This is a genomic window from Achromobacter sp. T5-5, assembly GCF_055397965.1.
The window spans coordinates 1,367,262-1,380,301 of record NZ_AP027919.1 but is presented as its reverse complement, the minus strand read 5'-3'; the positions used below and the strand labels follow the sequence as shown (position 1 = coordinate 1,380,301).

Below are 13,040 nucleotides of genomic sequence, written 5' to 3'. Positions count from 1 at the left end.
TTCGGTGCCTGACACCCGCTGGAACCCCGCACAGGGTGTCAGACACCGCGCCGGCGCGGGCGCGTCCACCGCCCGCTACTTCGGCGGCAGCGATCCCGCCGGATCGACGGCCTGGCCGTCGTAGCGCAATTCGAAATACAGCCCCACCTGCTTGCTGTCGCTGTTGCCCATTTCAGCAATCTTCTGCCCCTGGGACACGCGCTGCCCTTCCTTGACCAGCAGCTTGCTGTTGTGCGCGTAGATGCTGAGGAAGCTGGCGTTGTGCTTCACGATCACCAGATGGCCGTAGCCGCGCAGGCCGCTGCCGGAATAGGCCACGGTGCCTTGCGCCGCGGACACGACCGGGGTGCCGGCGGCATTGGTGATGACGATGCCGTTCGAGTGGGATCCGTCGTAGCCGCGCGTGACCTTGCCCTGCGCGGGCCAAACCAGCGAAATCGCGCCCGGCGGCGCGGTGCGCCGCTTGCCGGACGAGGCGGTGGCGCGCGGCGCGGGCTTGGGCTTGCTGCTGGCCTTGCGGGGCGGCGAGGTGCGCGCCTGCCCGGCGGGCGGATCGACCCGCAGCACCTGGCCGACTTCGATCGAATTGGCATTCGACAGGTTGTTCCACCGCACCAGGTCGCGCACGCTGGCCCCTTCCTTGCGCGCAATCTGATAGAGGGTATCGCCCGACTCGACGCGGTAGTAGCCGGGCTGGACCTTGGTGGTGCCGCAGGCGGCCAGCAGCACCAGCAACCCCGCCATCAGCGCGCCCCGCCACCATCGAGCGAAGGATCCCGCACGGTCCCTTCCGGGGGACTGGACGGCAAAGGACAAGGTCGAAACGGGCAAGGTCGAAACGGACAAGGAAAGCTCTGAAACCTGGGGCACGGGGTCGCGTGTCGGAACGAAGTGCGTTCAAGGGTACCAAGAAATCGGGACCGCTTGGCATAGAATGCCTGCATGCCATCCACGACCCGCCTCCTGTGCACGCTGCGCGCCCTGCGCGCCGAGGGCGTGCTATGGCTGGCGCTCCTGGCCCTGGCGCTGCGGGCCCTGGTCCCCGCCGGCTACATGCCGGACACGCGCGCGCTGCACGATGGCCGCCTGGAGGTCACGTTCTGCTCGGCGGCGGGCGACTTGTCGGTGTTGAACGTGGCGCTGCCCACCGATGGCAACGGCAAGGCGGGCCACGGCGCCGCGGACACCGGCGCGCAGTGTCCCTTCGGCCTGCTCGCGCACGTCACGCCCGCCACCGCGCCGCCCATGACGCCGCTGCTGCTGACGGCCGCCGGACATCCTCCGCCCCCGCCCGCTCCCCCCTTCCTGCCCGCGCAGCCGGCCCAAGGGCCGCCGCTCGGCTCCCGCGCGCCTCCACCACGGGCCTGACTCCGTCCAGGTCCGTCCGCGTGCCTTGCCGCCTTACTTATATTTAGTGGCAAGGGACTGCGGGCGGCACTTGCCGCGCGGCTCGACCGCGCGGCCGACCCGTCAATCCCGAGGCTTTACATGCATTCCCTCTTTTCGCGCGCGCCAGCCGGCGCGCCACGCGCTGCCGCGCCCGATCCGCGGCGACGCCTGCTGCTGTCGACCCTGGCGCTGCTGCCGCTCGCCGGCTGCGGCCCCGACACGCCCGCCCTGCACGGCATGGACCTGTCCAGCATGCCGGCCGGCGACTTCCAGTTGCAGGACACCGCCGGCCAGACGCGCACCCTGGCCGACTACCGCGGCCATCCCGTCATGCTGTTCTTCGGCTTCACGCAATGCCCGGACATCTGCCCGACGGCGCTGACCCGCGCGGTCGAGATCAAGTCGCTGCTGGGCGCCGACGCCGACAAGCTCCGCGTCCTCTTCATTACCGTGGACCCCGAGCGCGACACGGCGGAGATCCTGCGGGCGTACACGCAGGCGTTCGATCCCGGCTTCATCGGCCTGCGCGGCACGGCGGAGCAGACCCGGGCCGCCGCCCAGTCCTTCAAGGTCTTCTACCAGAAGGTCGCGACGGGCTCCTCCTACACCATGGACCACACCGCGCTGACGTACCTCATCGACGCCCAGGGCAAGCTGCGCGTCGCGTTGCGCCATCAGCAGACGGCGCAGGAATGCGCGCAAGACCTGCGCACCGTGCTTTGACTCACCCAAAGGAAACCACCATGACCAAGATCTCGATCAAACCCCTGGCCGCCGCCTTCGCCCTGGCGCTGGCGGGATTCACGCTCCCGGCCCTGGCGCAGGACGCCGGACTGGCCGTGCAGGACCCCTGGGTGCGCGCCACCGTCCCCAACCAGCACGCGACCGGCGTGTTCATGCGCCTGACCTCCGCCCAGGCGGGCCGGCTCGTCGGCGTGGAGTCGCAGGCGGCCAAGCACGTGGAAGTGCACGAAATGGCGATGCAGGACAACGTCATGAAAATGCGCCAGGTGGCCGGCATCGACCTGCCGGCCGGCCAGGCGGTGGACCTCAAGCCGGGCGGTTATCACGTCATGCTCATCGACCTGGCCCGTCCGATCTCGCCGGGGGACCACGTCTCGCTGACGCTCATCGTGGAAGACGCGGCGCGCCAGCAGCGGCGCGTGCCGGTGGACGCGGTGGCGCGGCCGCTGAACGCCGCCGCCGCACCGGCGGCCGGTCACCACCATTGAAGCCTCTTCGGAGCGGGCGCGCGTCGCGCGCCGGCCCGGATGCGGGGCGCACATATCAGGGACGCATCCAATGCCGCCCGGACAGCGTGCCGCCCCGATTCACCATACAATGCCTGCACATCCGCCGCCCGCGCCATGAGGTCCGGGCAGCAGCCGGCCACTGCCGCCGCGCTCAGGATGCCAGCGTTCCGCGCAGCCGGGCGCCCGTAACTGCCGGCTGGCTGGCCGGCGCCTCTGTATCTGGATATGCCCGGTAGTTCCGCCTTTTCCTTCCTGCGTACCCTCTGCAGCCTGCGCTGGCTTGCCATCGCGGGCCAGGCCGCCACCATTCTGCTGGCCAGCAGCGTGCTCGGACTGGACCTGCCGCTGGAGCCGCTGTGGCTGGGCGTGGGCCTCTTGATCGGCTTTAACGTCTACGCCAGCCTGCGCCTGCGGCATCCGCGCGACCTGTCCCACGCCACCGCCTTTGGCCACCTGTTCGTCGACATGGCGGTGCTGGCCTGGATGGTGGGCTGGAGCGGCGGCATCAGCAATCCGTTCGGGACGATGTTCCTGATCCTGACGGCGCTGGCCGCATTGGCCTTGCCCCGCAACTGGGCCCTTGCCGCGGCGCTGGCCGGCGTGCTGGGCTACGCCGCGGCCGCCGTTTTCGGCCAGCCCCTGCGCGGCGACGTCGACCCCCACAATCTGCTGCTGTGGGGCCTGGGCGCCAATTTCCTGATTTCGGTCGTGGTGGTGCTGGTGTTCTCGACGCGCCTGGCCGCCGACATGCGCGCCCGCGAGCGCGAACTGGCCCGCCTGCGCGAACGCTTCACCCGCAACGAGGGCATCGTCGCCCTGGCGACCCACGCTGCCGCGATGGCGCACGAACTGAACACCCCCCTCGCCACCATGACGCTCCTGACCGACGAGATCGCCGCCGAGGTCCAGGACGACGAGGACCTGCGCGCCGACGTCGCCACCCTGAGCCAGCTCCTGGCCCTGTGCCGGGAACGCATCCGCAATCTGGCGGTCCCAACCGCCGTGGACCTGGTTCGCGTGGTGGGGCAATGGCGCCTGATCCGCCCGACGATCGACTTGCAGCGCTCGGGCACCTTGCCCACCAGCCTGCGCGTCGATCCGGCCATCGCCCACCTGCTGCAGGCGTTGTTGAACAACGCGGCGGACGCGGGCGAGGCGGCCGAGGCGCCCCGCGTGGACCTGCACCTGGAATACGGCTATGGCGCCCTGCGCGGGGAAGTCCGGGATTACGGACGGGGCTTCGATCCCGACCATACCCTGCTGCCCGCGACCAGCCTGTTCAACAGCGGCAAGCCGGGCGGCCTGGGCGTGGGCCTGGCGCTGTCGCATGCCACCGTCGAACAGATGGGCGGCGAAATGACCATGACCGCGGCCGAAGGCGGCGGCACCCGCATCCGCTTTTACCTGCCCCTGGGCAACCCCGGGACCTGAATGTGATGAATGCAAACGACCTTGGCCTGCTGATCGACGACGACGAACTCTACGTGCGCACCCTGCAGCGCAGCCTGTCGCGCCGCGGCCTGGAAACCCGCACCGCCACCGGCATCGCCGAGGCGCTGCGCGTGGCCGAAGAAATCCGCCCCGCCTTCGCCCTGGTCGACCTGCGCCTGGGCGAAGACTCCGGCCTGACCCTGATCCGCCCCTTGCGCGCCCTGCGCGAGGACATGCGCATCCTGCTGGTCACCGGCTACGCCAGCGTGGCCACCGCCGTCGAGGCCATCAAGCGCGGCGCGGACGACTACCTGCCCAAGCCGGCCACGGCGCCCATGATCCTGCGCACGCTGGGCCTGGTGAAGCCAGAAACGGTTACGATCGAAACGACCATGACGCCGTTGCACCGCCTAGAATGGGAGCACATCCACCAGGCCCTGCACGAGACCGGCGGCAATGTGTCGGCCGCGGCGCGCCTCCTGGGCATGCACCGTCGCTCGCTCCAGCGCAAGCTGGCCAAGAAACCGGGGCCGGAACGCGAAGTGCTCGTGGATTGATTTGTGCGGGGCGACACATCTTTACAACACCCCCGTGTGCAGGTGCGACATATCGTCGCACCCCTCCCCTTCCCCTCGGGGCTTCCGCTCCCCTAGGAAAACCCTGAATCCGCCGCCATTGGGCCGGATTCCTCCCAGGCAATGCGACCATTCGTCGCAGGCTTGACCGAAATCAAACCGATAGGATGGAGGTTGCTGCCTAGCAGCATTCCAGTCTGCTGCCCTGCAGCATTTTCCACCTTCCATCCAAGGCTGTACGTGAAACACCCCCTCCTTGCGACCCTTACGCGCATATTTGGCGTCGGCGCGGTCATGCTGCTTGGCGGCTGCAACATGGAAATCCTCTCCCCCAAGGGAGATATCGGCATCCAGGAAAAGACGTTGCTGCTGACCGCGACCGGGCTCATGCTCATCGTTGTCATTCCAGTCATCATCATGATCGTGGCTTTTGCCTGGAAATACCGCGCCTCCAATACCAAAGCTGACTACCAGCCCACGTGGGCCCACTCCACGGCGATCGAAATCGTGGTCTGGACCATCCCTTGTATCATCGTGGCGATTCTCGCCGTGATCACCTGGCGCTCCACGCACGCGCTGGATCCCTACAAGCCGCTCGTGTCCGAACACAAGCCGGTGACCATCGAGGTGGTCTCGCTCGATTGGAAGTGGCTCTTCATCTACCCCGAGTACGACATCGCCACGGTCAACGAGATCGCGTTCCCCGTGGACGTTCCGGTCAACTTCCGGATCACGTCGGCCTCGGTGATGAACTCCTTCTTCATTCCCCAGCTCGGCAGCCAGATCTACTCGATGGCCGGCATGGAGACCAAGCTGCACCTGAACGCGCGCGAAATCGGCACCTACGCCGGCATTTCGGCCAACTACAGCGGCGGCGGCTTCTCGGGCATGCGCTTCAAGGCCCACGCCATGTCGCAGGAAGGGTTCGACAACTGGATCAAGGAAGCCAAGTCGGCTCCCTCCGCCCTGACCCCCGAGGTCTACGCGGAACTGACCAAGCGCAGCGAACACAATCCGGTCGTGAAGTACTCGTCGGCGCCGCCCGCCATGTTCGATTTCATCCTGGGCAGCACGATGACCAAGATGGCCGGCGTGGACTCCGCCACGTGCACCTCCACGTCGAATAATCTGATCGCAGGAATCAACTAACAATGCTCGGGAAACTCACCCTCGAGGCCATTCCGTACCATGAACCTATCGTCATGGTTACGCTGGCCGCCGTGTGCCTGGGAGGCCTAGCGGTCTTCGGCGCCATCACCTACTTCAAGAAGTGGAAGTATCTCTGGACGGAGTGGCTCACCTCCGTCGACCACAAGCGCATCGGCGTGATGTACATCATCGTCGCGCTGATCATGCTGCTGCGCGGCTTTGCCGACGCCATCATGATGCGTACCCAGCTGGCCGTCGCGTCAGCCGATTCGGCGGGCTTTTTGCCGCCGCACCACTACGACCAGATCTTCACCGCCCACGGCGTCATCATGATTTTCTTCATGGCGATGCCCTTCATCACCGGGCTGATGAACATCGTCGTGCCGCTGCAGATCGGCGCCCGCGACGTGGCCTACCCGTTCCTGAACTCGCTGAGCTTCTGGCTGTTCGGCGCTGGCGTCGTGCTGATGATGCTGTCGCTGTTCGTGGGCGAATTCGCCGCGACCGGCTGGCTGGCGTATCCGCCGTTGTCCGGGCTGGACTACAGTCCAAGCGTGGGGGTGGATTACTACCTCTGGGCGCTGCAGATCTCCGGGCTGGGCACCACGCTTAGCGGCATCAACTTCATCGTCACCATCCTGCGCATGCGCGCGCCTGGCATGACCCTGATGAAGATGCCGATCTTCACCTGGACCTCGCTGGTCACCAACGTCCTGATCGTCGCCGCCTTCCCCGTGCTGGCCGCGACCCTGGCGCTGCTGACGATGGACCGCTACCTGGGCACGCACTTCTTCACGAACGACGGTGGCGGCAACGTCATGATGTACGTGAACCTGATCTGGATCTGGGGCCACCCCGAGGTCTACATCCTGGTGCTGCCGGCCTTCGGCGTGTATTCGGAAATCGTTGCCACGTTCGCCCGCAAGACCCTGTTCGGCTACAAGTCCATGGTCTACGCCACCGCGTCCATCGGCGTGATGTCGTTCCTGGTCTGGCTGCACCACTTCTTCACCATGGGTGCGGGGGCCAACGTCAACGCGTTCTTCGGCATCGCGACAATGATCATCTCGATCCCGACCGGGGCCAAGATTTTCAACTGGCTGTTCACCATCTACCGCGGCCGCCTGCGCATCACGACGCCGGTGCTGTGGACGCTGGGCTTCATGATCGTGTTCGTCATCGGCGGCATGACCGGCGTGATGCTGGCCATCCCGGGCGTGTCGTTCATCCTGCACAACAGCCTGTTCCTGATCGCGCACTTCCACAACACCATCATCGGTGGCGTGGTGTTCGGCTGCATCGCCGGCATGATCTACTGGTTCCCGAAGGCGTTCGGCTTCACGCTGAACGAGCGTCTGGGCCGCTACTCGTTCTACTGCTGGTTCGTCGGCTTCTTCCTGGCCTTCATGCCCCTGTACATCCTGGGCTTCAAGGGCATGACGCGTCGCCTGAACCACTACGACAACCCCGAATGGCAGCCCTACCTGCTGGTCGCGCTGGCTGGCGCCGCGCTGATCATGCTGGGCATCTGGTTCCTGCTGCAGCAAGTGTTCGTCTCCGTGCGCCAGCGCAAGCAGAACCAGGACGTCACCGGCGATCCCTGGGATGCCCGCACCCTGGAATGGTCGATCTCGTCGCCCGCGCCTTTCTACAACTTTGCCCACGTTCCTCACGTCGATGAACTGGACCAGTTCTGGGAAGACAAGCAGAGCGGCAAGGCGTACAAGCGCCCGGCCAAGTACGAAGACATCCACATGCCGAAGAACACCGCCGCCGGCGTCTGGATCGGCGCCTTTGGCCTGGTCATGTGCTTTGCGCTGATCTGGCACATCTGGTGGATGGCTATCGTCGGTTTCGTCGGCATGGTCGGTTCGTTCATCGCTCGCGCCTATGACCGCGACGTCGATTACTGGGTCCCGGCCGCGGAAGTCGAACGCATCGAAAACGCCCACTTTGAAAAAATGCAGAAGGCCGCCTGAGCCATGATTCAAGCCGTAGCCACTCACCCCCACGCGGGTCACGACGATCACGCGCATCACGACGATGGATCCAAGACCGTTTTCGGTTTCTGGGTCTATCTGATGAGCGACCTGCTGATCTTCTCGGTGCTGTTCGCCACGTTCGCGGTGTTGTCCAACGCCACCGCGGGCGGCCCGTCCGGCAAGGAACTGTTCGACCTGAACTTCGTCCTGGTCGAAACGCTGTTGCTGCTGGTGTCCAGCTTCACCTTCGGCATGGCCAACCTGAACGTGCACGCCGACAACAAGAGCCGCGCCATGGGCTGGCTCATGGTGACGTTCCTGTTCGGCGCGGGCTTCATCGCGATGGAAATCTATGAATTCCATCACCTGATCAGCATCGGCGCAGGACCTGGCCGCAGCGCCTACCTGTCGGCGTTCTTCACGCTGATCGGTACGCACGGCCTGCACGTCACCTTCGGCCTGATCTGGATCATCGTCATGCTCGACATGATCCGCCGCCACGGCCTGGACTCGATCAACAAGCGTCGTCTGGCGTGCCTGAGCCTGTTCTGGCACTTCCTGGACATCGTCTGGATCTGCGTCTTTACCTTTGTCTACCTTCTGGGAGCCCTCTGATGTCGCACTCCGCTGCGGCCGCACACGGCCACGACGATCACGCCGCCGACCACGGCAGCCTGAAGTCCTACATCACCGGTTTCGTGCTCTCGCTGCTGCTCACCTTCGGCTCGTTCGGCCTGGTGATGCACGGCGCGCTGTCCCATACCGTCACGATCATCGGCGTGGTGGCGCTGTGCGTGCTCCAGCTGCTGGTTCAGCTGGTGTACTTCCTGCACATGGGCGCCTCAAAATCGGCCCGTGACAACCTGGCCACGTTTGTCTTCACCGTGATGATCATCGCCATCATCGTCGGTGGATCGGCCTGGGTGCTGTACAACATGAACGTCAACATGGGTCACGCCATGTAAGGACGGCCCGCCGTTCTGGCAGGTAAGCAGGCGCCTTCGGGCGCCTGTTTTTTTTGGACCGGCCTAGCGCGTGGAACCGGCGGCGGGCAGGCTTACATTGGCGCGCTGCGCCAGTTCGGCCGCCGTCACGCCCTCGAAAGCCGGCACACGCGAGGCCTGTTTCAGGTCGCAACCCGCGGCGCCGCCGGCCGCATCCAGCACCTGCCTGACCGCGCGCCCGCCCAGCGGGCTCACCGGTCCGTTGTTGCCCAACTGCCAGGCCAGGACATCGGCCACGGCCTGGCCGCATCGCGCGGGCGTGCGCGGCGCGCCGCCGTGCTCGAGCAGCAGGCGCACCTTGGCCTCCCTGCCCTGGTCCAGCATCGTGACCAGCGGCAGCACGCCGGGGGCCGACACCCCTTCGATGCGGTTGTCCGGATCGCTGCGGTCCGTGGCGTCCGCGCCGGCCTTCAGCCACGCCTCGTACAGATCGTCGGGCAGCCACGGCAGGCTCAGGGGCGCGATGCGGCCGCGCTGCCACCCCGTCGCGTCCCCGGCCGCCGTCAGCGGCACGCCGGCGGCGACCAGGCGTTCGGCGGTCGCGCGCAGCCGGGCGCGCTGGCCGTCCCAGGCCGGGCCGTTGCCGCGGGCCGCCGCCCGTTGTTCCACCTGGTTCCACACCGCCAGCAGACTGGACAGCGGCTCCGGCGAGAGCGGCGCGTGCGGCGCGCGCGCCGCCTGCGCCAACTGGTCCACCAGCCCGGGCTGCAGATAGCGAGCCGCCAGCGTCAGCGCCTCATTCAACCCATTGCGGTCGGGCGCTTCCTTGCTCTTGCCGTAACCGCCCACCGCCGGATCCGCGCCATGGGCAAGCGCGAACGCCACGCGCTCGGGAATCGCGTACGTCGCCGTCGGCGTCAGCTCGCCGCTCAGCGATTCGCGCAACGCCTCCAGCAGCGGCGTTTCCCACATGGGACTGCTGCCGTAATACATGCGGATATAGGCGGCATTGATGTCCGCGCCCTTGGCCAGCAGCTTTTCGGCAAACCAGAATTTCTTCGGACTCTGCAGCGCGGCATGCAGCAGCGACCGCCCGTTCTTGTCACGCAGATTCGGATTGGCGCCCTTTTCCAGCAGGTAGACCAGGTTGTCCTTGTCATCGCCGTAGTAGGAAAGGCGGCGCATCAGCAGCGACGTGCCGCCCGCGTCCACGGCATCCACCGGCGCGCCCGCCGCGATCAGCAGGTCGGCCAGCGCGTAGCGCTGCGCCGCCGGACGCGTGTCATTGGCTTGCGGCAACGCGCCGGCCAGCAGCGGGTAGCCGTTGTTCGGGCCATCGGCCCGGGCGCCCGCGTCCAGCAAGGCCTGCACGATCTCGATCTGCTTGCGCGCCACGGCGGCCGCCAGCGCGGAGGTGCCATTTTCATTCACCCCGTCGGGGTCCTGCCCCGCTGCCAGCTCGGCGCGCACTGCCTCCAGGTCGTCCGCCTGGATCGCCTTGAAAATCGCCAGCCGCGGCCGGCAGGCGGCCGGGTCCAGGGCGTTCGCGCCCAGCGCCGCGCCGATGCGGGTCGCGATGGCGCCGGGAATCGCCTGATTCGCGGCAAGGCGGCGCGAGCAATACAGCCGGTAGTCTTCGCGCGCCAGCGCCTCGTAATACGCGCGCTGGTCGCGGGATTTTTCGCGCTGCGCCCAGCGGGCGTCGGCGCGATTCAGATAGGCCGCCGTGCGCGACGGATCGCGCCGCAGCACGTCGGTCAGGATGCGCTCGGCCTGCGCCGTATCGCCCGATTCGGCCAGCCAGAAACCGTAGTCGTTCAAGGCCGTCAACATCTCCCCGTCTTTGCCGCCGGGATCGATCTCGCGGTAATCCTGCGTCATCACGAAACGGCGCAGGTCCGCCAGCGCGCGATTGAACTCCGCCGTCTTCGCCCGCGGAATGGCGCGCGCCACCTGATGCAGGGTGCGGAACGTGGCCGTCGCGTCCACCGTCGCCCGATGCTCGAACCGCACCTGCGCGGGAAAAGGGTTGAGCCGCAGCGGATAGTCGGTCAGGGCCGCCCGCAAACTCACCAGGGCCTGCGCACGGCGCGCCTCGTCCCAGGGCCGGCCGCTCGTGACAACCGCCAGTTGCGTGTCCGCCGTCACCGAGGCGGCCTCGCCCTCGCCGTCCACCAGGAACCCCCTGGCCTTTCCGGCGCCAGCGCCGTTGTCGGCATAGCCGACCCAGTAAAAGCTTTCCCCGCCGCGCGGTGTCCGGACCTCCACATTCTCCTCGCGCGACGCCTGCCACGCTTCCGGATCGATCACCAGCGGCTGCGACCGAAAGTCCAGCCGGAAATCCTTGCCGCCCTCACGCAGATACCGATACAGGTACAGACGGTTCTCCATCTGGCCGACAAGCACGGCGTCCTTGACGTTCTCCGTGCCCCAGGCGCGGCGCTCCGGTTCGCGCAGCGGATACCGCGAAAGCCGGACGGACTCGATGACCGCCCCGATGTCATAGGCCAAGGCCGGCGGCGGCGACGCCGCCATGCCGGCCAGCGCCAGCGCGACGGCGCTGAACAGACGGGTAACTGCGGGAGGGAATGGGCGCGGCATGCGTAAGGCCAGTCGGCAAGAAAGCAGGGACGCCGATGATACCCGCCCGGCCCGACACCCTCGGGTATGTCCCGACCCGGTTTCCATGGCATATGGCACGAACTCGCCGATCTTTCGTTATATATTCGCCCCTACACCGTTTCATTAACAGATTAATTAACCCGCTATCGCTGCAGACCACCATGGACGCCATGCCCGTGCCGACCTCCCACCCCGCCCCCAGCCTTGCTGACCGGGCCCAGCGGCTGTCGCGCGCCCTGCTGCGTCACGCGCCGCCCGTTCATCCGGATGCCGGTTTCTTTGCCGCGGTCATCGGCACCAGCCTCGCTCAAGGGAACCTGGCGCGCAGCGGCCTGGCGCCCGCCGAACTGCACGACCTGATCGACCACCTGTTCCCGGACGCCTTGTCCGGCCACGACACCGCGCTGTCCGCGCTTCGCGACCAATTGCCCGAGTACGACCGCGTCGGGGCAAGCGATCCGCAACCGGGCTTCACGCTGTTGATGCGCGTCCTGTTCGACGCCTACCGAGCGCCGGGCCCGGACACCACGCAATGGGTCAGCAGCATCCTCGCGCTCGCCTGCCTGCGTCCCGACCACTTGTGGCGCGACCTGGGCCTGTCCGGACGCGAAGACGTCACCGCGCTGCTTGCGCGGCACTATCCCGGGCTGGTGAGCCGCAACGTCGACAACCTGCGCTGGAAGAAATTCCTCGCGTACGCCGCCTGCGAACATGCGGGCCTGCCGCCGACGGCAGCGCCCGGCTGTGGCGGCTGCGAGGATGAGACGTTCTGCTATCCCGTGGCGGCATAGGGGCCTTGGCCAGGCCGGGTTGGTTTTCCCGGTTAGACGCCGTTGACGTGACTTTCCACGGACCGGGCCAGATTTGACCCGCCCGGGCCAAAAATGGCCCGGTCAGAGTGCTTAGTTATCAAGGGCTTATGACGCAGCGAGTCAAATTTGGCCCGATTTCTCGGTCAAAATCCGGGTTTGCGTGACGCTGCCCCTGCGGCCTGTCTTATGGCATTCCGCCAAATTCCTCGTAGCCCTTTGATTCTTCAAAGGTTTCTCCCGCGCTGACCCACCTGGCACGGATTTCGCATATGTCGCCGCATCCCCCCTTCGGGATGCTTCGGCCCCACCGGGCCTCACGACGACAAGGGATCCGTCAATGCCTACTCCCGCCTACATCAGCATCACCGGCAAAACCCAGGGCAACATCACCCAGGGCGCCGTCAAGGTGGCCATGGCGTATCGCAAGATCACCTGGACCCGCGCGATCGCGGGCACGGAAGCCTCGGACGACCAGCGCAAGCCGCTGGAGAGCTGAGCGGGATGAGCCGGGACGGTTCGCCGCTCCCGGCTCACCCGAGTTCATCTGGCCGTTTGGGTCTATTCCCAAGCCCCCCCGCGTTTCCTTTCCACCCCCCATCCCTACAGGAGCCTCCCCCATGCAACCCGTCGTCCTGGTCGGCCATCGTCACACCTGTCCCACACACGGCCCCGGCACCGTAATCACCGGCGCCGAACATGCCCACGTCAACGGCCGCCCCATTGCGCGCGTCGGCGACCAGATCAGTTGTGGCGCGGTGATCGTCACCGGGTCCTCGACGGCCACGCTGGAAGGCCGGGCCGTGGCGCGGCAGGGCGATACCACCAGCCACGGTGGCGTGTTGATCGAAGGAGAGGCGGGTTGGCTGGTGGATTGAGCGTGCAG

At 66.8% G+C, this 13,040-nt stretch carries 14 protein-coding genes; 12 read left to right on the top strand and 2 right to left on the bottom strand.

Translation table 11 applies throughout. The annotated features are described in order from the left end of the window. Positions 1–75: 75 nt before the first annotated feature. A complete protein-coding gene (locus ACZ50Q_RS06175; protein ID WP_464080907.1) occupies positions 76–744 on the bottom strand; it encodes a peptidoglycan DD-metalloendopeptidase family protein in 669 nt (222 codons plus the stop codon). Positions 745–942: 198 nt separating this feature from the next. On the opposite strand from ACZ50Q_RS06175, the gene ACZ50Q_RS06170 reads away from it, so the two are divergent. The 9 genes from ACZ50Q_RS06170 (at position 943) to cyoD (ending at position 8,744) form a co-directional block, all read left to right on the top strand. Next, entirely contained in the window at positions 943–1,368 is a 426-nt protein-coding gene (locus ACZ50Q_RS06170) for a DUF2946 family protein (RefSeq protein WP_092582450.1), read from the top strand. Between the two features lie 120 nt (positions 1,369–1,488). Then, a complete protein-coding gene (locus tag ACZ50Q_RS06165; protein WP_464080906.1) occupies positions 1,489–2,112 on the top strand; it encodes an SCO family protein in 624 nt (207 codons plus the stop codon). Between the two features lie 20 nt (positions 2,113–2,132). After that, entirely contained in the window at positions 2,133–2,621 is a 489-nt protein-coding gene (locus ACZ50Q_RS06160; RefSeq protein ID WP_464080905.1) for a copper chaperone PCu(A)C, read from the top strand. Positions 2,622–2,867: 246 nt separating this feature from the next. After that, positions 2,868–4,073, top strand: coding sequence for a HAMP domain-containing histidine kinase (locus ACZ50Q_RS06155; RefSeq protein WP_076516268.1), 1,206 nt, complete (start codon positions 2,868–2,870; stop codon positions 4,071–4,073). A gap of 5 nt (positions 4,074–4,078) precedes the next feature. After that, positions 4,079–4,630 carry a response regulator transcription factor gene (locus ACZ50Q_RS06150; RefSeq protein WP_076516270.1) on the top strand — a complete coding sequence of 184 codons (552 nt, stop codon included), beginning with the start codon at positions 4,079–4,081 and terminating at the stop codon, positions 4,628–4,630. A gap of 258 nt (positions 4,631–4,888) precedes the next feature. Continuing rightward, entirely contained in the window at positions 4,889–5,797 is a 909-nt protein-coding gene (gene cyoA, locus ACZ50Q_RS06145) for a ubiquinol oxidase subunit II (RefSeq protein WP_092582449.1), read from the top strand. Positions 5,798–5,799: 2 nt separating this feature from the next. Further along, complete coding sequence (cyoB, locus tag ACZ50Q_RS06140; protein WP_092582448.1) at positions 5,800–7,776, top strand: cytochrome o ubiquinol oxidase subunit I; 1,977 nt, start codon at positions 5,800–5,802, stop codon at positions 7,774–7,776. Between the two features lie 3 nt (positions 7,777–7,779). Continuing rightward, positions 7,780–8,394 carry a cytochrome o ubiquinol oxidase subunit III gene (gene cyoC, locus ACZ50Q_RS06135; RefSeq protein WP_464080904.1) on the top strand — a complete coding sequence of 205 codons (615 nt, stop codon included), beginning with the start codon at positions 7,780–7,782 and terminating at the stop codon, positions 8,392–8,394. Further along, positions 8,394–8,744, top strand: a complete 351-nt coding sequence (gene cyoD / locus ACZ50Q_RS06130) for a cytochrome o ubiquinol oxidase subunit IV (RefSeq protein WP_076516277.1) — start codon at positions 8,394–8,396, stop codon at positions 8,742–8,744. Before cyoC ends, cyoD begins: the two co-directional genes overlap by 1 nt. Positions 8,745–8,807: 63 nt before the next feature. Here cyoD and ACZ50Q_RS06125 read toward each other — a convergent pair whose 3' ends face one another. Then, complete coding sequence (locus tag ACZ50Q_RS06125) at positions 8,808–11,324, bottom strand: ankyrin repeat domain-containing protein (RefSeq protein WP_464080903.1); 2,517 nt, start codon at positions 11,322–11,324, stop codon at positions 8,808–8,810. Between the two features lie 182 nt (positions 11,325–11,506). Here ACZ50Q_RS06125 and ACZ50Q_RS06120 point away from each other — a divergent pair, with 182 nt between their 5' ends. The 3 genes from ACZ50Q_RS06120 (at position 11,507) to ACZ50Q_RS06110 (ending at position 13,032) form a co-directional block, all read left to right on the top strand. After that, positions 11,507–12,136 (top strand): nitrogen fixation protein NifQ, encoded by a 630-nt coding sequence (locus tag ACZ50Q_RS06120; RefSeq protein WP_464080902.1) that lies wholly within the window; start codon positions 11,507–11,509, stop codon positions 12,134–12,136. Positions 12,137–12,494: 358 nt separating this feature from the next. Continuing rightward, on the top strand, positions 12,495–12,653 hold the full coding sequence (locus ACZ50Q_RS06115; RefSeq protein WP_217646972.1) for a hypothetical protein: 159 nt from the start codon (positions 12,495–12,497) through the stop codon (positions 12,651–12,653). A gap of 121 nt (positions 12,654–12,774) precedes the next feature. Then, the gene (locus ACZ50Q_RS06110) at positions 12,775–13,032 is read left to right on the top strand and encodes a PAAR domain-containing protein (RefSeq protein WP_076516289.1); all 258 of its coding nucleotides are present in this window, start codon (positions 12,775–12,777) and stop codon (positions 13,030–13,032) included. The last annotated feature ends 8 nt before the right edge of the window (positions 13,033–13,040 follow it).